The following is a 19,417-nucleotide window of genomic DNA, read 5'->3' as shown; positions in this document are numbered from 1 at the left end:
GTTCATCGGGTCGCGGACCCGCTCTCGGCGCCCTGTACGCCCTCGTCCAGCAATGCCGCCGCGACTCGTTCGAGCCCCACCGACCGGGACGCCTTCACCAGCACGACGTCCCCCGGACGCAGCTCGCTGCGCAACAGGTCGACCGCCGCCCGCGTGTCGGACACGTGCACCGACTCCTCACCCCACGAACCCTCGTTGTAAGCGCCCATTTGCAGCCAGGCGGCTTCCCTGCCACCGACCGCCACGAGCTTGCTGACGTTGAGTCGGACGGCCAGGCGTCCGACCGCGTCGTGTTCGGCGAGGGCGTCCTCGCCCAGCTCGGCCATCTCTCCGAGCACCGCCCACGTGCGCCCGCCCCGCGCCTTGCCGGCTTCGCCCATCGCGACCAGCGCTCGCAGCGCCGCTCGCATGGACTCGGGGTTCGCGTTGTAGGCGTCGTTGACGACCGTCACGCCGTCCGCGCGCTCGGTGACCTCCATCCGCCAGCGGGAGAGCGTGCCGGCTTCGGAGAGCGCGGTGGCGATCTCGTCCACGGACATGCCCGACTCGTGGGCGACGGCGGCCGCGGCGAGCGCGTTCGACACGTGGTGCTCACCGTACAGCCGCATGGTCACCTCGCTGCACCCGGAGGGTGTGTGGAGCGTGAAGGCGGGCTGTCCGAGCGCGGTCAGCCGGACGTTCTCGGCACGGATGTCGGCTTCCGGCGCCTCGCCGAAGAGGACCGTACGGGCCTTGGTGCGGTGCACCATCGCGCGGACGTAGGAGTCGTCGGCGTTGAGCACGGCGACCCCTCCCTCTTCCGCGGAGGGCAGCGCCTCGACCAGTTCGCCCTTTGCCAGCGCAATCTGATCGCGGCCGCCGAACTCGCCGATGTGCGCACTGCCGACGTTGAGGACCACACCGATCCGGGGCGGGGTGAGCGCCGCGAGGTAGCGGATGTGGCCGACGCCGCGCGCGCCCATCTCCAGGACGAGGTGGCGGGTGCTCTCGTCGGCCCGGAGCGCGGTGAGCGGCAGGCCGATCTCGTTGTTGAGGTTGCCCTCCGGCCAGACGGTCGGGCCGTTGCGCCGCAGCAGCTGGGCGATCAGGTCCTTGGTGCTGGTCTTGCCGGCGGAGCCGGTGAGGGCGACGGCGTTGGTGCCCAGACGGCCGACCACGGCGCGGGCCAGGGCGCCGAGCGCGGCGGTGACGTCGTCGACGACGATCGCCGGGACGCCGACCGGGCGGGCGGCGAGCACGGCCGTCGCACCGGCGGCGACGGCACCGGCGGCGAAGTCGTGGCCGTCGGCGCGTTCACCGGCGAAGGCCACGAAGAGGCTGCCGGGGCGTACCTGCCGGGAGTCCTGCACGACCGGGCCGGTGACCTGGAGTTCCAGGTCCGGTATGTCGTGCGGCTGCCCGCCGGTGATGCTCGCGATCTCGGCGAGGGTCAGGGAGATCACAGGTCACCCCCGGCGAGCGGCGGAAGGTACCAGCGGAAAGGTTGTGCGCGCATGGCGGTGTGTCATCCCTGGTGGTTCGGCTGTTGCTCGGACTGCGCGGCCTCGATGGCCTCGCGCAACACCTGGCGGTCGTCGAAGGGGCGGACCACTCCGGCGATGTCCTGGCCCTGTTCGTGGCCCTTGCCGGCGACGATCACGGTGTCGCCCGGTTCGGCGCGGGCGACGGCGGCGGCGATGGCCGCGCCGCGCTCCTCCTCCACGAGGACGGTGCCGCGCTCGTGGATCGGGACCTCGGCGGCGCCCGCGAGCATGGTGGCGAGGATCGCCAGCGGATCCTCGGAGCGCGGGTTGTCGGAGGTCAGTACGGCGGTGTCGGCGAGGCGGGCCACCGCGGCGCCCATGGGGACGCGCTTGTGCGGATCACGGTCGCCGCCGCAGCCGAGGACGGCGTGCAGCTTGCCGTCGGTGACCTTGCGCAGCGCCCGCAGAACCGATTCGACGGCGTCGGTCTTGTGCGCGTAGTCGACGACGGCGAGATACGGCTGACCGGCGTCGACGCGCTCCAGCCGGCCGGGGACGCCGGGGACGGCCGCGACGCCGTCGGCGGCGGTCTGCGGGTCGATCCCGGCGACGACCAGGGCGGTGATCGCGGCGAGCGCGTTCGCGACGTTGAACGGGCCGGCCAGCGGCGAGGCGGCCCGCAGCTTCTCGCCGTTCGGGCCGTGCACCGTGAAGGTCGAGCCGAGCGCGCCGATCTCGACGTCGGAGGCGCGCCAGTCCGCGTCCGGGTGGCCCTCGGCGGAGAAGGTGGTCACCGGGACCTCGGAGAGGCCGCGGGCCAGCCGCTTGCCGTACTCGTCGTCGAGGTTGACGACACCGGCGCGGCTGCGGGCCCGGGTGAACAGCCGGGCCTTGGCCTGGAAGTAGTCCTCCATGCCGGAGTGGAACTCCATGTGCTCCGGGCTGAGGTTGTTGAAGACGGCGACGTCGAAGACGCAGCCGTCGACCCGGCCGAGGACCAGCGCGTGGCTGGAGACCTCCATGGCGACGGAGCGGACGCCCCGCTCGCGCATCACGGCGAAGAGCGCCTGGAGGTCGGTGGCCTCGGGGGTGGTCCGCTCGGACTTGATGCGCTCGTCGCCGATGCGGGTCTCGACGGTGCCGATCAGCCCGGTCAGCGCGCCCTTGCCGTCGGCGGCGGCCGCCGCCTTCAGGCCGCCCTCCCGTCGCCCGCCACCACCCACACGGGACAGCGCTTCGCGCAGGCCGCCCTCCATCAGGTAGGCCGTCGTGGTCTTCCCGGAGGTCCCGGTGATGCCGATCTGGAGGAGGTCCTCGCCCGGCGCGCCGTAGATGGAGACGGCCAGGGCGCCCATCCGGGCGCGCGGGTCCTCGGTGACCAGGACCGGAAGGCCCGTCCCGGCGGCGCGCTTCTCGCCCGTCGGGTCGGTCAGGATCGCCGCGGCGCCGAGGTCGGCGGCCTGGGCGACGAAGTCGGCGCCGTGCAGACGGGCTCCGGGCAGTGCCGCGTAGACGTCACCGGGGCGTACCGCCCGGGAGTCATGGGTGATGCCGGTGACCTGGACGTCTGCCGCGTCGGGAGCGGTGGTGCCCAGCTGCTCGGCGAGGACCGCCAGAGGGGTGGGACGGACCTCCTCGGGGCGGGGCGCTCCCGGGTACGTTCCGGAGGCGTCCTTCTGGGCGTTGGGGGACTGTTCAGCATGTGACACGGCGGTGAGCGTACCGGGCGCGGCGGCTCCGAGGCGAAGTGAGGGCTCCGGGCGGGAGCGGTGCGCCGGCTCGGGTGTTCCGTGGGGAGTGATGGTCGTCACGGCGATGTTGCCTCGTTTTCAGTCGCCTGGCGTGAAGGTGACGGGCAGCCTCGGGGGCGCGCTGCCGCTGGGCGGGACCTGCAGGGTTTTGAGCGCGAACTTCATCACCTGCTGATAGACGGGGCCGCAGACCTGGCCGCCGAAATAGCTGCCCTTGGTGGGGTTCTGGACCGCGCAGTAGACGGTGATGCGGGGGGTGTCGGCGGGGGCGAAACCGGCGAAGGAGGCGGTGTAGCCGTGGTAGCGGCCGGTCTGGGGATCCACCCGGTTGGACGTGCCGGTCTTGCCGCCCACGCGGTAGCCGTCGATCTTCGCGGCGGCGCCGGTGCCCTCGCGGTCGTCGACGACGGATTCGAGCATGGTGGCGAGCTGCCGGGCGGTCTTGGCGCTCACCACGCGGTTCTTCTCGGGGGCGGGTGCCGGGCGGTAGTGGCCGTCGGGGCCGGTGGTGCCGCGGACGAGGGTTGGGGCGATGCGCTCGCCGCCGTTGGCGATGGTGGAGTAGACGGAGGCGGCCTGGACGGCGTTGAGGGACAGGCCCTGGCCGAACGGGATCGTGTACTGCTGCGAGGTGTTCCAGTCCTGCGGCTTGGCCAGGATGCCGTCGGTCTCGCCGGGGAAGTTGAGCCCGGTGGGACGGCCGATGCCGAACTTGTCGAGGTACGAGTGGAGCACCCGGTTGGCCTCGGGCTGGGTCTTCCCGAGCTGGCCGGTGGCGAGGATGGTGCCGATGTTGCTGGATTTGGCGAGGACGCCGTTGAGCGTCAGGTGCCAGGTGTCGTGGTCGACGTCGTCGGCGAAGAGCCGGTCGCCGCGGTGCAGCCGGTTGGGGACGGTGACGCGGGTCGCGGGGGTGGCGGCGCCCTCCTCCAGGACGGCGGCCATCGACATGAGCTTGCTGGTGGAGCCCGGTTCGTAGGCGTCGGTGAGGGCGGCGTTGCCGAGGGCCGCGGGGTCGGCCCGGTCGAGGTGGTTGGGGTCGAAGCCGGGGGCGTTGGCGAGGGCGAGGATCTGGCCGGTGCGGGTGTCCTGGACGACGACGTAACCGCGGTCGGCCTTGGACTTGGTGACCTGCTCGGTGATGGCCTTCTGCGCCTCCCACTGGATGTCGCGGTCCAGGGTGAGACGGACGTCGGTGCCGGGGACGGCGGGGTGTTCCTGCGTGTCGGCGGTGGGCACCCGGCGGCCGCCGGACTGGGCGTAGACGAGCTTGCCGTCCTTGCCGGCCAGCTCCCTGTTCAGCTGGGCCTCCAGGCCGCCGCCGCCCCGGCCCTCGCTGTTGACGAAGCCGAGGACGCCGGCGGCGAGGGCGCCGTTGGGGTAGACGCGCTTGCTGTGCTTGTCGGCGAAGATGCCGACGAGGACGTTGGGGGCGGGCGCCTTCTTCGGCGCGGCGGCCGCCTTCCTGTCCTGCTCCGCCCGCATGTCCTTGATCTTCTTCCAGACCTGCGGGGTCTGCTGCCGGGCGAGGACGACGTACCGGGAGGAGGGCTTGGACAGCTTGGCGGCGAGGGTGGCGCGGTCCTCACCGAGGACCGGCGCGAGCAGCGCGGCGGCCCGCCGCGGAGCGTCCGCGATCTTGGTTTTGTCGGGCGCCAGCAGGCTGGGGTCGGCGGTGATGTCGTACGCGTCGACGGTGGTGGCCAGGTCGGTGCCGGAGCGGTCGGTGATGGCGCCGCGCTCGGCGGCCAGGGTCACCGGGACGTAGCGGTTGACGTTGGCCTTGGCGGCGTACGCGGCGGCGTCGACGGCCTGCACCTGGAAGAGGCGGACCACGAAGACCAGCATCACCAGCGTCAGCGCGAGGGCGACCAGCCGCAGCCGGGGCCGCGGGCTGCCCAGCCGGAGCGCGGGCGCGGGCCGCGGGGCCGGGCGCGGCCGGGCGGGGCGCCGCGGCGGTGCGGCCTTGGCGGGGCGGCGCGCGGCCGGGGGGCGGCCCGCGGCGGTGCGGCCGTTCTTCGGCGCCGGGCGGCCGCTCTTCGGGGCGGGCCGGCGGGCGCCGCCGCTCTGCGCGGGGCGCGGGACGCGGCGCCGGGGGTCCTTGGGCGCGGTCATGACACGGCCCTCCGGTGCGGGACGCCGGTGCCCGTGGCCGCCGGGGGCCGCGGGTCTCCTGCGCCGTACGGCTGGGGGGCCTGGTACGTCACCGGTTCACCTGCCGGAGGTCGTCGGGGCGGGGGCGGCGGGCGGCGGAGCGGCCGGTGCCGCACGGCCGTCCGGGGCCGGTGAGCCGGGCGGACGGGGTGCGGCGGCCGGCGCGGGGGCACCGGCGGCGCCCGGGGACGGGGCACCGGACGCACCGGGTGCGGGGGCGCCCGGGGACGCCGTGGCCCCCGGGGAGGCGGCGCCGCCGAGCGCCCCGGGGAGCGACGGGCCGGCCGGGGCGTCCAGCGGGTGCGGCTCCTCGGTCGCCTCGCTGGGCCGGCCGCGGACCGTGCCGTCCGGGGCGAGGAACGCCGGGTTGCCGCCCGGCACCATGCCCAGCTCCCGGGCGCGCCGTTCGAGGGCGCCCGGTGCGGAGACCGCGTCCACCTCCTGCTGGAGCTCCTGCTGGTCGTCGGTGAGTTCGTCGGTCCGCTTCTCCAGCCGGCTCAGCTCGAACGAACCCTGGTTGAGCGCGGAGTTGAGCAGCAGCAGGGCGAGCAGCCCGGAGCCGAGGAGGACGACGACCAGCAGGACGAAGGGCGTTCGCGCGGCGGAACTGCTCCCGCCGGGGAACAGCGCCGCGAGGCGGGAGGGCCCCTTCGGCGAACGCCCCCGGGGGGTCACGCGATGTCCTCACGGATGCGTTCGGCACCGCGCAGCCGGGCCGGGGCCGCCCGCCGGTTCTCGGCGACCTCTTCCTCCGTGGGGAGCTCGGCGCCCCGGGTGAGCAGCTTCAGCCGCGGCTGGTACTGCTCGGGGACGACGGGCAGACCGGGCGGCGCGGTGTTGGCGGCACCGGCGGCGAAGACCTGCTTGACGATCCGGTCCTCCAGCGAGTGGTAGGCGAGGACCGCGATCCGGCCGCCCACCGCCAGCGCCTTCACCGCGGCGGGCACCGCCCGCTCCACGCTCGCCAGCTCGCCGTTGACCTCGATGCGCAGCGCCTGGAAGGTGCGCTTGGCGGGGTTGCCGCCGTGCCGCTTGGCGGCCTGCGGCAGCGCCTCGCGGATCAGCTCGACCAGCCGGGCGCTGTTGCGGAACGGCTCCTTCGCCCGCTCGCGCACCACCGCCTCGACGATCCGCTTGGCCTGCTTCTCCTCCCCGTAGGAGCGCAGGATCCGCACCAGCTCCCCGGGGGCGTAGGTGTTGAGGACGTCGGCGGCGCTGATGCCGGTCGTCTGGTCCATCCGCATGTCCAGCGGCGCGTCCTGTGCGTACGCGAAGCCGCGGTCGGCCTCGTCGAGCTGCATCGAGGAGACGCCGAGGTCGAAGAGGACGCCCTGGACCCGGGGCACGCCGAGGCGGTCGAGGACCTCGGGGAGTTCGTCGTAGACGGCGTGCACCAGGGTGGCGCGGTCACCGTACGGGGCGAGCCGTTCGCCGGCCAGGCGCAGCGCGGAGGGGTCGCGGTCGAGGGCGATGAGCCGGGCGGCGGGGAAGGTGGCGAGCAGCGCCTCGCTGTGGCCGCCGAGCCCGAGGGTGCAGTCGACGACGACGGCGCCCGGCTCGGCGAGGGCGGGGGCGAGCATGTCCAGACAGCGCCGGAGCATGACGGGGACGTGGCGAGTGTTGCCGCTCATGCACGGCCCCCGCTTCGCCGGGCGGACCCGCATCCGGGGCGGGCGCACCTCATTCTGATTCGCTCGCTGCGCTCGCTCATAAGCCTTCCGATGGGTGAGCGGCAGGTGGGTCCCCGGCCGCTGGCGGGGTGCCGCACGTACCGCTTGGTCCCCGCCCGCTCTGAAGGGGAAGTGGCTCTCCGGCGACGGGAATTGGCGCCGGAAGGCCGCTGGAGCGGGAGGAGGCCGAGCCGTACGTGCGGTGGGCACGCGAGGGCTTCGGGGACCGAGGAGAGCGTCGCGCCTCCCACTTCGCGCCACTTTAGTCCACCGCCTTCCCCGGTCAATCAACCGGTTCCGCGCGTCCCGGAGCGGCTGTTCGGGCCATCGCCCACCCGAACGGGGGCTCCGTAACGCTCCATGTGGATTACATCACAAAGGGTGATGTCGCCCGCTATGACCGCTCCCAGGTGCGGCCGGATCCGGCTGCCGGGGCTACGGTGAGGCCATGTCCATATCTGCCTCACAGTCGCCCTCCCCGGCCGCCGACGGCACCACGCCTGCCGGGACCACCGTCACCGACCGCCTCGTCGCGGCGAACGCGGAGTACGCCGAAGCGTTCGGCGACCCCGGCATGGATGCCCGGCCGGTCCTCAAGGTCGCCGTCGTGGCCTGCATGGACGCCCGCCTCGACCTGCACGCGGCGCTCGGTCTGGAGCTGGGTGACTGCCACACCATCCGTAACGCGGGCGGTGTGGTCACCGACGACATCATCCGTTCCCTGACCATCAGCCAGCGCGCGCTGGGCACCCGTTCGGTGGTGCTCATCCACCACACCGACTGCGGGCTGCTGGGCCTCACCGAGGACTTCCGCCACGACCTGGCGGCCGAGGTCGGCCAGCGCCCCACCTGGGCGGTCGAGGCGTTCAAGGACCTCGACGAGGACGTCCGCCAGTCGATGGAGCGGGTGCGCACCTCGCCGTTCCTGCTGCACAAGGACGACGTCCGCGGCTTCGTCTTCGACGTCACCACCGGTCTGCTGCGGGAGATCTTCCCCCAGCGCTGACCTCGCGCCACCGCCGGGTGCGGGACCCGCTGTCCCGCACCCGGCTTCGTGCTGCCCGCGTGCGGCCGGGCGGCGTCACCTGCCGGGGCGAAACACCGTCAGTTGTCCACAGGCCATGACGCGGAGTGCGCGCGGCGGTGAGAATGCGGGAGTGGCGTCGCCGCGGCCCTGGCCGGGTGCGACGCCGTATCCGGGGGCGGGCCGGGCCGTACGGAAGGCGCCGGTCCGGTGATGAGGAATCCTCTGTTCAGCGCGGGCACGGGGAAGGGCCGAGGAGGGCCGGTGACGACGTATGACGAGCGAGCGAGCCTCGTTGATGTGACCACCACTGCCGAACGGGTGCAGCGGTCGGTCGAAGGTGTCATCGAGGGCAAGCCGGAGGTCGTACGGCTGGCACTCACGGTGCTGCTCGCCGAGGGGCACCTGCTCATCGAGGACGTGCCGGGCGTCGGCAAGACGATGCTGGCCAAGGCGCTGGCGCGGTCCCTGGACTGTTCGGTGCGGCGCATCCAGTTCACCCCGGATCTGCTGCCGTCCGACATCACCGGTGTCGGCGTCTTCGACCAGCAGAGCAAGGAGTTCGAGTTCAAGCCCGGCGCGATCTTCGCCCAGTTCGTCATCGGCGACGAGATCAACCGCGCCTCCCCCAAGACGCAGTCGGCGCTGCTGGAGTCCATGGAGGAGCGGCAGGTCACGATGGACGGGCGGACGTACGAGCTGCCCAGCCCGTTCATGGTCGTCGCCACCCAGAACCCGGTGGAGATGGAGGGCACCTATCCACTGCCGGAGGCGCAGCGGGACCGCTTCATGGCCCGGGTGTCCGTGGGCTATCCGAGCCCGGCGGCCGAGCTGCGGATGCTCGACGCGCACGGCGCGGCCTCGCCCCTGGAGGGGCTGCGGCCGGTGGCGCGTGCCCAGGACGTGGACCGGCTGACCGCGGTGGTGCGGGCCGTCCATGTGGCGGAGGCGGTGCGCCGGTACGCCGTGGAGCTGGTGGCGGCCACCCGCGCCCATCCGGACCTGCGGCTGGGCGCCTCCCCGCGGGCGACGCTGCACCTGGTGCGCGCGGCGAAGGCGTCCGCGGCGCTCGCCGGGCGGGAGTACGTCCTGCCGGACGATGTGCAGGCGCTGGCCGTCCCGGTGCTGGCGCACCGGCTGCTGCCGACCTCACAGGCGCAGCTGAACCGCCGCGGTGCGGAGCAGATCGTGCTGGAGATCCTGCACCGCGTCCCGGTGCCGGACCCGGCGCGGCAGGCCCGGGCGGACGCCCCGGACCGCCGCCCGCCCGGCCTCCGGGAGCGGTGATGTCCGACGGGAGCGGGACCGCCGGTCGGAGCGGGCTGCGGGTGGCCCTCGCCGGGCTGACGACCCGCGGCCGTTCGTTCCTCGCCGCGGGCGTCGCCGCCGCGGTCTGCGCCTGTCTGCTGGGCCAGGCGGATCTGCTGCGGGTGGGGCTGCTGCTGGCGGCGCTGCCGCTGGTCTGCGTCCTGGTGCTGCACCGCACGCGCTACCGCGTCGCCGCGCACCGTACGCTCGCGCCCGCCCGGGTGCCGGTGGGCGCCGAGGCCCGGGTGGGGCTGTCGGTGGAGAACCTCTCCCGGCTGCCCACGGGCGTGCTGATGCTCCAGGACCGGGTCCCGTACGTGCTCGGGCCGCGGCCGCGGTTCGTGCTGGACCGCATCGAGGCGGGCGGGCGCCGGGAGGTGTCGTACCGCGTCCGGTCGGATCTGCGGGGGCGCTTCCCGCTCGGGCCGCTGGAGCTGCGGTTGGCGGACCCGTTCGGCATGTGCGAGCTGACCTGCGCCTTCGGCTCCTCGGACACCTTGACGGCGGTGCCCCGCACGGAGCCGCTGCCGGCGGTGCGGATGGCCGGGGAGACGGCCGGGTACGGCGACGGGCGGCGGCGTTCGGCGGCGCTGGCGGGCGAGGACGACGTCATCCCGCGCGGCTACCGCCACGGTGACGATCTGCGCCGCGTCCACTGGCGGTCCACCGCGCGCCACGGCGAGCTGATGGTGCGCCGGGAGGAGCAGCCGCGGCGGACCCGGTGCACGGTCCTGCTCGACACCCGGGAGGCGGCGCACCACGGCGCCGGTCCGGAGTCGGCGTTCGAATGGGCGGTGGCGGCCGCCGCGTCCAGCGCGGCGCATCTGCTGGAGCGCGGTTTCTCGGTACGGCTGCTGACGGACGCCGGCGCCGCGGTGCCCGGCCCGGAGGGCACCGCCACCGGGGCGGGCGGTGCGGACGCCGGTGCGGCGGCCGGGCTGCTGCTGGACGTCCTCGCCGTGGTGGAGCCGTCCGCGCAGCCGGACCTCTCGGCGGCGTACGAGGCGCTGCACGGCGGCGAGGGGCTGCTGATCGGCTTCTTCGGGGAGCTGGACGAGGCGGCGGTCGAGGCGGCGGCGCGGATGCGGCGGCGCTGCACGGCCGCGGTCGCCTTCGTCCTGGACGGCGAAGCCTGGGCGGAGCACTCCTGGCAGGGGCGGTCCGGCGCCGCTCCGGCGAGGCTCGACGACCGGCTGCGGATGCTCCGCGAGGCGGGCTGGACGGCCCTGCCGGTGGCGCCGGGCGCCTCGCTGCCCGCGCTGTGGCGGGCGGCCGACGGGGCGGGCGGCATACCCTCCGATGGTCCCTGGGCGGGCGCGGCGGCCGCGCCGTACGCCCCGGCGGACCCGGACGGCGCGGCAGCGGGGAGCGGCACATGAGGCGGTACGTGAGCGGGCGGCACCACGGCGGAGGCGCACCCGGACGGCGCGCCGCGACGGACGTGCCGCCGGGCGGCGGGTGCGCCGCGGGCGGCCGGGCCGTACGGGCGGGAGGGCGCGGATGAGCGGGCGGGGGCCTGCCCTGTGGGCGGCGGTGGCGACGCTCTGCGCGTCCTGTGCGCTGGTGCCGCTGGTCGATCCGGTCAGCTGGATGGTGCCGGCGGCGCTGCTGGTGGTGCTGGTGACGGCCGCGGGCGCCGGGGCGCGGCGGCTGCCGTGGCCCCGGCCGGTGGTCGTCGTGGCCCAGGCCGTGGTGGCGGCGTCGACGCTGACCGCGCTGTACGCGGGTGAGCAGGCGCTGCTCGGGGTGGTGCCGGGCCCGGACGCCGTCGCGGAGCTGGTCCGCCTCGGGCAGTCGGGGGTCGCGGATGTGAGCCGGTACGCCAGCCCGGCGCCGCTCACCCCGGGGATCCGCCTGCTGCTGGTCGGCGGGGTGACGCTGGTCGGCCTGGCCGTGGACGCGCTGGCGGTCACCTACCGCAGCGCCGCGCCCGCCGGGCTGCCGCTGCTGGCGCTCTACTCGGTGGCCGCGGGGCTGACCACGGGCGGCACGGGCTGGCTGTGGTTCCTGATCGCCGCCGCGGGCTATCTGCTGCTCCTGCTGGCCGAGGGCCGCGACCGGCTGTCGCGGTGGGGCCGGGTGTTCGGCGGCACGGCCGGCCGGGGCTCCCGGTGGTGGCCACGGCCCGGTAAGGCGGCGTCCGGGCCGGCGCCGGTGCGGCACGGGCGGCGGATCGGTGCGCTGGCGCTCGGTGTCGCCGTCGCCGTCCCGGCGGCGCTGCCGTCGCTGGGCACCGGCCTGCTCGGCACGGGTGGCCCGGACGCGGGCTCCGGCGGCGGCACCATCTCCGCCGTCAACCCGCTGGTCTCCCTCCAGAACAGCCTGAACCAGCCCGAGGACAAGGAGGTCCTCAACTACCGCACCACGGCCGGCGACACCCGCGATCTGTATCTGCGGATCGTGGCGCTCGACCAGTTCGACGGCACGGCCTGGAAGCCGTCCGAGCGGACCGTGACCGATGTGCCCGAGCAGCTGCCGCGGCCCGCGGGGCTCTCCCCGGAGGTCGCCACCACCCAGGTCAACACCTCGATCTCGACCGCCGAGTGGTACGGCCAGAACTGGCTGCCGATGCCGTTCCCGGCGTCCCGGGTCGGTATCGCCGGGCGGTGGCGCTTCGAGGAGCAGGGCCGCACCCTGGTGGGCGACCGCGGCCAGAACACCCGTGGCCTGCAGTACCAGGTGGAGAGCCTGCGGGTGCGGCCCACCGCCCGGCAGCTCGCCGAGGCCCCGCCGCCGCCCGACGCGCTGCGCCGCGAGTACACGCGGGTCCCCGCCGAACTGCCGCCCGTGGTCGCGGCGACGGCCCGCCAGGTGACCCGCGGCGCGGCCACCCCGTACGCGAAGGCCGTCAAGCTCCAGGACTGGTTCGCCACCGACGGCGGCTTCCGCTACGACACCGAGGTGCGGGCGGGCAGCGGGGTGAAGGCCATCGCCCGGTTCCTGGAGCAGAAGGAGGGCTTCTGCGTCCATTTCTCGTTCTCGATGGCCGCGATGGCGCGCACCCTGGGCATCCCGGCGCGGGTCGCCGTCGGTTTCACCCCGGGCACCAAGCAGCCCGACGGAACGACCTCGGTCGGCCTGCGGGACGCCCACGCCTGGCCCGAGCTGTACTTCGAGGGGGTGGGCTGGACGCGTTTCGAGCCCACCCCGAGCCGCGGCAACATCCCGGAGTACGCGCTGCCGGACACCTCCCGGGACCACACCTCGGGCTCCCCCGCGCAGGAGCCGACCCGCCCCACGATGCCGACCGGCGGCCCGCGGCCGGATCCGACCTGCGGCCCCGGTCAGCGCGCGGGCGCCACGGGCTGCACGGCGGCGGCGCCCACGGCCCCGGCCCCGGGCTCGCCGGGCGGCGGCCCGTCCGTTCCCGCCGTCGTCGGCCTCATTCTGGGCGGTCTGCTGCTGCTCTCGGTGGCCGCGCTCCCGGCGCTCTGGCGGCGTCGGCTCCGGGACCGGCGGCTCTCCGGCGAGGGCCCGGCGGCCGCTCTCGACGCCTGGCAGGAGCTGACCGACACCGCCTGGGACCTGGGCGTCGCGCCGGACGAGGCGCTGACCCCGCGCCGGACGGCCGTCCGGCTGGCCGAGGCCGCCGCGCTGCCGCCCGAGGCGGCGGAGGCCGTGCACCGAGTGGCCGGGGCGGTCGAGGAGTCCCTGTACGCGGCGCGGCCCCGGCCGGCACCACAGGTGACGGCGGACGTCCGCGTGGCCTGTGCGGCCCTGTACGCGCAGGCGTCCCGCGGGGCGCGGTGGCGTGCGGCCCTCGCGCCCCGCTCCGCGGACCGGCAGGTCAGGGCGTACGCGGCCCGGTGGACGGCCTTCCGGCGCCGCCGCGCCGCCGGCCGCACGGCCACCGCCGTACGCCGCCTCACCACGGCGCTGCGGCCGGGCGGCCGGCGGACCTGAACCGGCGCGGAACCGCCGTACGCCGGGCCGGGGACCGGGGCCGGGCGTGCGGCGGGCGTCCCCAGGGCGCGTGGCCGCACGGTGCGTCCGGGCGGGCCCGGCCCTCCGCACGGGGCGCAGGCCCGAGCCGGTCCCGGGACTCCGTGCCCACCGGGCCCCGCCTTCCGGCCGCGGCCCGCGCGAACCCACCGAGGCCGGCAGAGGCGCCACGCAAACGACGGGGCCGCCCGACGTGCGGGCGGCCCCGTCAAGGGCTTCGGTGTGCGGTTCGGCTCGGCGGAGCCGTCAGGGCCGGGGACGGCGCGGGCTCAGTGGCCCTGTTCGTCGCGGCGGCGCTGCCAGCGGTCCTCGATGCGGTTCATCATCGAGCGGCGGCCGCCGGACTGGCGCCGCGCGGGCGCTCCGCCCGCCCTGCCGCGCTTCCCCGGTACCGCGCCGGGCCGCTGTTCGCCGGGCTTGGGGGCCTTGCGCCAGCCGGTCACGGCGAGGACGGCGCAGCCGAGCATCACCAGGAAGCCGACGACGCTGATCCAGATCTGCTGGGCGACCATGCCGGCCATGAGCAGGCCGATACCGACCAGGAAGCCGACGACCGCTTGGTAGACCCGTCGCCGGGTGTACGTGCGCAGCCCGCTTCCCTCAAGCGCTGTCGCGAACTTGGGATCTTCGGCGTACAGCGCTCGCTCCATTTGCTCGAGCATGCGCTGCTCGTGCTCCGAGAGCGGCACGGAGTCCTCCTACTCGTCGGTCGCGGGGGCGACCGGGTGCGGCCCTTTCAGGATAGGCAGGGATTCGCCCCCGTGAAACCCGCCCCTCTGCGCCAGTCCACTGTCCTGGCCGCCAGGGCGGCCGGTGGTGATGCTGCCTGCATTCCCCACCCGCCTATCCGTCATGCCGGAACGTCGTCCCTCGATCATACGGGGAGAAGGGGCTGATCGGGTGGGCTGTGGCCGACCGCACCCGGCGGTCGGCCACCGGTGGCGATCAGCCGCGGCGGCCCAGAACGTGCAGTTGGGTGGCGACCGAGTGGAACGCGGGCTGCTCGGCGGCGGCCGCCTCCAGCTTCAGCAGCGCCTCCATCGCGCCCGGCTCGGTGTCGACGAGCACCCCCGGGACGAGGTCGGCGAAGACCCGTACCCCATGCACCGCGTCGACCTGCAACCCGGCGCCGGTGACCAGCCCGGACAGCTGGTCGGCGGTGAACCGGCGGGGCACCGGGTCGCCCTCGCCCCAGCGTCCGGCCGGGTCGGTGAGGGCCTGGTGGGCCTCGGTGAAGTGCCCGGCGAGGGCGCGGGCCAGCACGGCGCCGCCGAGACCGGCCGCGAGGAGGCTCAGGGTGCCGGACTCGCGCAGCGCCGCGACGACGTTGCGGACGCCCTCGGCCGGGTCGTCGACGTACTCCAGGACGCCGTGGCACAGCACGGTGTCGAAGCCGCCGCGCTCGACGACGTCGAAGAGGCCGTGGGCGTCGCCCTGGACGGCGCGGATCCGGTCGGCGACGCCCGCCTCGGCGGCACGGCGCTCCAGGGCGAACAGGGCGTTGGGGCTGGGGTCGACGACGGTGACGCGGTGGCCGAGGCGGGCGACCGGCACGGCGAAGTTGCCGGTGCCGCCGCCGGTGTCGAGGACGTCGAGGACTTCGCGCCCGGCGACCTCGGCCCGGCGCTCCAGGGCGTCCTTGAGAACCTCCCAGACCACGGCGGTACGAAGGGATGCGCGCGGGCGCAGCGGGTCAGACACGGCGGGTGGCTCCTCGGAGGGGCAGAACAACTAGGCGCCCACCACCCTATTGCGTCGCGCACCGTCCGCGGTCTGCGGCGCCACCTGCGGCTTCCGTGGCTTTCAAGGCTTCCGTGGCTCCCGTCGCGTCCGGGCCGCGCGGACGGGGCCCGGGACGGCGGCGGAAGGCATGGGGCGGCGGCGCCCCGCGCCCGCACCCGGCGTGCGGGGCGCGAGGCGCCGCCTGCGCCCGGCCGGGCGCCGGCAGCCGGGCGCCGGCAGCCGGACGCGGGCGACCGGTCCGCGTACCGCCCCGGCTCACCCCGCCCGCTGGTCCGGCAGGGACGGCTGGAGCAGCAGCATGCGCTCGACCAGGCGGTGGAAGTGGTCGGCGGCGCGGATGAGGTCGTCGGCGTCCCGTCGGCCGGCCGCGCCGGGTATGCCGGCCTCGGCCCGGGCCCGGCGCCCGGCCCCGGCGGCGAAAAGGGCGCTCCACTCGGTGAGTTCCGGTGCGACCTCCGGCAGGACGTCCCAGGCGCTGCGGATGCGGCGCCGCCGGTGCGGGGTGGTCTCGGGCCTGCCCCGGACGGCCAGCACCGCGGCGGCGGTGCGCAGCGCGGCGAGGTGGGCCGTGGCGAAGCGTTCGTTCGGGGACCGCAGGGTCTCGGCTTCGGTGAGGCCCTGGCGGGCCTGGGTGAGCAGGGTGAGGGCGGCGGGTGGCGCTGCCGAACGCCGCAGAACGGGATGGACATCGCTCGGGGGACCGTACGCAGCGGAGCTGCCCGTTGCGGGACGAGCTGCCATGACGAACCTCCAGTCGTCGCAAACCGGTTCGGAACCGTTGCCCCCATCGTGCGGCACACCACTGACAATCGGCCCTGACCTGGCCTTTCACGGAGAAGTACGGCGGCAGGGAGGCAATTCGCCCACCCGTCCCCGCCGCCCGCGCCGACCGCCTCCGGACGGCCGGCTGCGCGGCGCGCGCGAACCTGCGCCCCACGCTGCGCCCGGGAGCGGGCAGGGGCCGCGGACCGGCACAATCACCTGCATGGACAGCTCCCACTCACGCCGCGACGCCACTCGGCGCAAGCTCTTCGACGCCGCGGTCACCCTCATCGCCGAACAGGGCTTCTCCTCCACCACGGTGGACGAGATCGCCGAGCGGGCGGGGGTCGCGAAGGGCACGGTCTACTACAACTTCGCGAGCAAGAACGTTCTCTTCGAGGAACTGCTGCGGCACGGCATCGAACTGCTGGCGGCCTCCCTCCAGGAAGCGGCCGAGAAGGTGACCGCCCGCGGCGGCTCCCGTATCGACGCGCTGGACGCGATGATCCGCGCCGGTCTGGACTTCATCTCCCGCTACCCGGCGCTCACCCAGCTCTACGTGGCCGAACTGTGGCGCACCAACCGGGCCTGGCAGTCCACCTTGATGGTGGTCCGCGAGCGGGCCGTGGCCGTGGTGGAGGGCGTGCTCCGGCAGGCCGTCGCCGAGGGCGAGCTGAGCGAGGAGATCGATGTGCCGCTGACGGCGTCGGCGCTGTTCGGCATGGTGCTGGTGGCGGCGCTGGACTGGCAGTCGTATCAGCCGGACCGTTCCCTGGACGAGGTGCACGCGGCGCTGTCCCGGCTGCTCCAGGGGCGGGTGAGCGGCCACCGCGGCTGAGCCGCGGGCCCGAACGAGCCCCTGCCCGGAGGGCGTTGGCCGAAGGTGCCCGCCTGTAGGCCATCGCCGGGAGCATCCCGCCCGGGGCACCGGCGTTGGCCGAAGGTGCCCGCCTGTAGGCCATCGCCGGGAGCGTCCCGCCCGGGTCACCGCGGTTCACCGCCGTCCCCCGGGGCCGGGCGCGGAAAGCGCGCGGCCCTGGCGCGGATCGTTCCCCCACCGATCCGACCAGGGCAGCGCTTCCCCCGTATCCCCCGTACTTTCCCCCGTGCTTCCCCCGTCACGTCCGGGATGCCGCGCCGCTCCGCCGCCCCGTGCCGGCGGTGCGGCGCCGCGTCCCTTCGGTGCACCCCACTCTGTCGTTCCGGCGGGGTGCGGCCCATCCGCGTACCTACTCATCTCACCGTCTGAGTACGCGTACTCACCCGTGAGCACCCCGCCCCCACGCTGCTCTACGATCTCCGGCATGTCCGTACTCCCGTTGGTGTTCACCAGTGGCTGGGCGAGCGGGATCAATGCCTACGCCGTCGTGCTGCTCCTCGGTCTGCTCGGCGCCACCGGCGTCACCGACGAGGTACCGGACGCGCTCCAGCGTCCCGATGTGCTGATCGCCGCCGCGGTGCTCTTCCTCTTCGAGGCCGTCGCCGACAAGGTCCCGTACGTGGATTCCGTCTGGGACGCCGTGCACACCGTCGTACGGCCCGTCGCGGGCGGCGTCGTGGCGGCGTTGCTGGCCGGGCACGACGGGTCGCTGCCGCAGCTGGCGGCGGGCGCGGTCGGTGGCTCCACGGCGCTGCTGAGCCATCTCGTCAAGGCGGGGACACGGATCGCGGTCAACACCTCGCCGGAGCCGGCCAGCAACATCGTGGTGAGCGTCGTCGAGGACCTCGGGGTCGCCGGGCTGGTCGCGTTCGCGGTGTTCCACCCGGTCGCCGCCGCCGTCATCGCCGCCACGCTGCTGCTGGCCGGGCTGGCGCTGGTGATCCTGCTCTGGTCGCGGATCCGCCGCTACCTGCGGCGGCGGCGCGAACGCCGCGAGGAGAAGCGGCTCGCGGCCGCCGCGGAGGCGGATCCCGTCGCGCGCTGAGGCCGCCCGGCGGGCGGGGTGCGGGCGTTGTCAGTGGCTGCGGATACAGTCGCGGACATGGCACGGATTGCGGTGATCGGGGCGGGCGCGGGCGCGATGGCGGCCGCCGCGCGGCTGGCCGTCGCGGGCCACCGGGTGGTGGTGTGCGAGCGGGAGGCGACGTACGGCGGGGCGCTGGGGCGCTTCGAGCGGGAGGGGTTCGGGTTCGACACCGGGCCCGCGCTGCTGCACCTCCCCGCGGTCTACCGCGATCTCTTCGTCAAGACCGGCCGGGAGCCGCTGGAGAGCGTGCTGACGCTCACACAGGTCGATCCCGCGAGCCGCCACGTCTTCCCGGACGGCACCGCGGTGTCGCTGCCGAACGCCTCGCGCGGCGGCGTCCTCGCGGCGCTGGACGGCGCGCTGGGCGCGGGCGCCGGGGAGCGCTGGAGCGACTTCCTGGGCCGCGCCCGGGACGCCTGGGACGCCACCCGCAGACCGCTCCTGGAGGAGCCGCTGTGGGCGGAATGGCAGGTGCTGGGGCGCGATCCGTATCCGGCGGTGCGCCGCCGTGGCCTGTTCGGCCGCGGCAAGGGTCCGACGACCGCGACGCTCGCGGAGGTCGCCCGCCGTGAGCTGTCCGATCCGCGGCTGATCGCCCTGCTGGAGAGCCATGCCACGGCGTACGGCTTCGATCCGCGCGCCGTCCCGGCGAGCGCGGCGGTGCTGCCGTACATGGAGCAGACCTTCGGCACCTGGTATCCGGCCGGCGGCATGCGGGCGCTGGCGGACGCGGTGCATGCGCGGTGCCTGGAGCGGGGCGTGGAGTTCCGTTTCGGGGTGCCGGTCGAGCGGATCGTGGTGGCGGACGGCCGGGCGGCGGGGGTCGTCACGGCCGACGGCGAGGTGACGGAGGCGGAGTACGTGGTCGCCGGGGTCACCCCGCGGGCGCTGGCGGGGCTGGTGCCCGGCGGGGCGCCGTGGGAGGCGTCGGACGCCCCGGCCGGTCCGCCGCCGGGTGCGGCGCCCGCCCGGATGACGGTGGCGCTGGCGCTGCGCGGCGCCCGGCCGGACGGTGCCGCGCACCGCACGGTGGTGCACACCGACGACCGGGCGGCGGAGCTGGCCGCGGTGTTCGGCGGGGGCGGTGCCCCGGTCGCGCCGACGGTGACGGTGCTGCGGCCCGACGACCCGGCCACCCGCCCCGATGACGCCCATGAGGCGGTGACGCTGACGGCGACGGTGGCGGCGCCCGGGCCCGGCGGCCTCTCCGCGGACGGCGCCGAGATGCTGGCCGAGCGGATGACGGAGCGCGCCGAGGCCGCGGTGCCGGGGCTGCGGGAGCGGCTGCTGTGGCGCGAGGTGCTGCCGCCGACCGGCGAAGCGCTGCTGCCCGGCCCCGCGCTGGCCGGTGGCGGCGGCCGGTTCCTGCACCCCGCCAACCGCACCCGGATACCCGGTCTCTACGCCGTCGGCGGCTGGTCGCACCCGGGCGGCGGTCCGGCGCACGCCGGGATGTCCGGGGCGATCGTCGCCGGACTGATCGTCAACGGCGATGACTGGCACGGCTCGACCTGAGCCGCCCGTGGGGCCGCGGGCGCGCCCGTAAGAGGCGTGCCCGGTGGGCGACTTCACGGGACGGCGCGGGGCGGGTAGCGGCAGCTCCGCCTCCGCCGCCAGGGGGGGCACCCGCCCG

Annotated in this window: 15 protein-coding genes; 7 read left to right on the top strand and 8 right to left on the bottom strand. The window is 75.3% G+C overall.

The window, feature by feature from the left end; all coding sequences use genetic code 11:
• Positions 1-2 precede the first annotated feature (2 nt).
• The 5 genes from murF to rsmH all read right to left on the bottom strand — a co-directional run bounded on the left by murF (position 3) and on the right by rsmH (position 6,999).
• The gene (murF, locus tag ACF1BH_RS15640) at positions 3-1,442 is read right to left on the bottom strand and encodes a UDP-N-acetylmuramoyl-tripeptide--D-alanyl-D-alanine ligase (RefSeq protein WP_391643001.1); all 1,440 of its coding nucleotides are present in this window, start codon (positions 1,440-1,442) and stop codon (positions 3-5) included.
• A 62-nt stretch (positions 1,443-1,504) separates the two neighbouring features.
• A complete protein-coding gene (locus tag ACF1BH_RS15635) occupies positions 1,505-3,274 on the bottom strand; it encodes a UDP-N-acetylmuramoyl-L-alanyl-D-glutamate--2,6-diaminopimelate ligase (protein WP_391643000.1) in 1,770 nt (589 codons plus the stop codon).
• 18 nt (positions 3,275-3,292) lie between these two features.
• Positions 3,293-5,329 carry a peptidoglycan D,D-transpeptidase FtsI family protein gene (locus tag ACF1BH_RS15630; protein WP_391642999.1) on the bottom strand — a complete coding sequence of 679 codons (2,037 nt, stop codon included), beginning with the start codon at positions 5,327-5,329 and terminating at the stop codon, positions 3,293-3,295.
• 96 nt (positions 5,330-5,425) lie between these two features.
• A complete protein-coding gene (locus tag ACF1BH_RS15625; RefSeq protein ID WP_391642998.1) occupies positions 5,426-6,043 on the bottom strand; it encodes a septum formation initiator family protein in 618 nt (205 codons plus the stop codon).
• Positions 6,040-6,999 (bottom strand): 16S rRNA (cytosine(1402)-N(4))-methyltransferase RsmH, encoded by a 960-nt coding sequence (gene rsmH / locus ACF1BH_RS15620; protein WP_391642997.1) that lies wholly within the window; start codon positions 6,997-6,999, stop codon positions 6,040-6,042. The genes ACF1BH_RS15625 and rsmH overlap by 4 nt, the downstream gene beginning before the upstream one ends.
• Before the next feature lie 487 nt (positions 7,000-7,486).
• Here rsmH and ACF1BH_RS15615 point away from each other — a divergent pair, with 487 nt between their 5' ends.
• The 4 genes from ACF1BH_RS15615 to ACF1BH_RS15600 all read left to right on the top strand — a co-directional run bounded on the left by ACF1BH_RS15615 (position 7,487) and on the right by ACF1BH_RS15600 (position 13,273).
• On the top strand, positions 7,487-8,044 hold the full coding sequence (locus tag ACF1BH_RS15615; RefSeq protein WP_391642996.1) for a beta-class carbonic anhydrase: 558 nt from the start codon (positions 7,487-7,489) through the stop codon (positions 8,042-8,044).
• A 282-nt stretch (positions 8,045-8,326) separates the two neighbouring features.
• A complete protein-coding gene (locus ACF1BH_RS15610; protein WP_391642995.1) occupies positions 8,327-9,349 on the top strand; it encodes an AAA family ATPase in 1,023 nt (340 codons plus the stop codon).
• A complete protein-coding gene (locus ACF1BH_RS15605) occupies positions 9,349-10,749 on the top strand; it encodes a DUF58 domain-containing protein (RefSeq protein ID WP_391642994.1) in 1,401 nt (466 codons plus the stop codon). The genes ACF1BH_RS15610 and ACF1BH_RS15605 overlap by 1 nt, the downstream gene beginning before the upstream one ends.
• Before the next feature lie 121 nt (positions 10,750-10,870).
• Entirely contained in the window at positions 10,871-13,273 is a 2,403-nt protein-coding gene (locus ACF1BH_RS15600; protein WP_391642993.1) for a transglutaminaseTgpA domain-containing protein, read from the top strand.
• Between the two features lie 308 nt (positions 13,274-13,581).
• Here ACF1BH_RS15600 and ACF1BH_RS15595 read toward each other — a convergent pair whose 3' ends face one another.
• From ACF1BH_RS15595 to ACF1BH_RS15585, 3 genes are all read right to left on the bottom strand, one after another.
• Entirely contained in the window at positions 13,582-14,001 is a 420-nt protein-coding gene (locus ACF1BH_RS15595) for a DUF3040 domain-containing protein (protein WP_391642992.1), read from the bottom strand.
• A gap of 256 nt (positions 14,002-14,257) precedes the next feature.
• Positions 14,258-15,013, bottom strand: coding sequence for a methyltransferase (locus tag ACF1BH_RS15590; protein WP_391642991.1), 756 nt, complete (start codon positions 15,011-15,013; stop codon positions 14,258-14,260).
• 297 nt (positions 15,014-15,310) lie between these two features.
• Positions 15,311-15,796 (bottom strand): SAV_6107 family HEPN domain-containing protein, encoded by a 486-nt coding sequence (locus ACF1BH_RS15585; RefSeq protein ID WP_391642990.1) that lies wholly within the window; start codon positions 15,794-15,796, stop codon positions 15,311-15,313.
• A 244-nt stretch (positions 15,797-16,040) separates the two neighbouring features.
• Between ACF1BH_RS15585 and ACF1BH_RS15580 the strand changes: the two genes are divergently transcribed.
• From ACF1BH_RS15580 to ACF1BH_RS15570, 3 genes are all read left to right on the top strand, one after another.
• Positions 16,041-16,655, top strand: a complete 615-nt coding sequence (locus ACF1BH_RS15580) for a TetR/AcrR family transcriptional regulator (RefSeq protein ID WP_391642989.1) — start codon at positions 16,041-16,043, stop codon at positions 16,653-16,655.
• A 466-nt stretch (positions 16,656-17,121) separates the two neighbouring features.
• Positions 17,122-17,742: a DUF4126 domain-containing protein gene (locus ACF1BH_RS15575; RefSeq protein WP_391642988.1), complete on the top strand. Its 621-nt coding sequence runs from the start codon at positions 17,122-17,124 to the stop codon at positions 17,740-17,742.
• Positions 17,743-17,799: 57 nt separating this feature from the next.
• A complete protein-coding gene (locus ACF1BH_RS15570; protein ID WP_391642987.1) occupies positions 17,800-19,299 on the top strand; it encodes a phytoene desaturase family protein in 1,500 nt (499 codons plus the stop codon).
• Positions 19,300-19,417: the final 118 nt, after the last annotated feature.

This window comes from Streptomyces sp. NPDC014733, from assembly GCF_043083385.1.
Lineage (GTDB): Bacteria > Actinomycetota > Actinomycetes > Streptomycetales > Streptomycetaceae > Streptomyces.
This window is presented reverse-complemented; position numbering and strand designations above follow the sequence as displayed.

Bases quoted from the DNA above. Each gene is read 5' to 3' on its own strand.
- ACF1BH_RS15630 (WP_391642999.1), bottom strand. From the start codon at position 5,329: ATGACCGCGCCCAAGGACCCCCGGCGCCGCGTCCCGCGCCCCGCGCAG.
- rsmH (WP_391642997.1), bottom strand. From the start codon at position 6,999: ATGAGCGGCAACACTCGCCACGTCCCCGTCATGCTCCGGCGCTGTCTG.
- ACF1BH_RS15615 (WP_391642996.1), top strand. From the start codon at position 7,487: ATGTCCATATCTGCCTCACAGTCGCCCTCCCCGGCCGCCGACGGCACC.
- ACF1BH_RS15605 (WP_391642994.1), top strand. From the start codon at position 9,349: ATGTCCGACGGGAGCGGGACCGCCGGTCGGAGCGGGCTGCGGGTGGCC.
- ACF1BH_RS15600 (WP_391642993.1), top strand. From the start codon at position 10,871: ATGAGCGGGCGGGGGCCTGCCCTGTGGGCGGCGGTGGCGACGCTCTGC.
- ACF1BH_RS15585 (WP_391642990.1), bottom strand. From the start codon at position 15,796: ATGGCAGCTCGTCCCGCAACGGGCAGCTCCGCTGCGTACGGTCCCCCG.
- ACF1BH_RS15580 (WP_391642989.1), top strand. From the start codon at position 16,041: ATGGACAGCTCCCACTCACGCCGCGACGCCACTCGGCGCAAGCTCTTC.
- ACF1BH_RS15575 (WP_391642988.1), top strand. From the start codon at position 17,122: ATGTCCGTACTCCCGTTGGTGTTCACCAGTGGCTGGGCGAGCGGGATC.
- ACF1BH_RS15570 (WP_391642987.1), top strand. From the start codon at position 17,800: ATGGCACGGATTGCGGTGATCGGGGCGGGCGCGGGCGCGATGGCGGCC.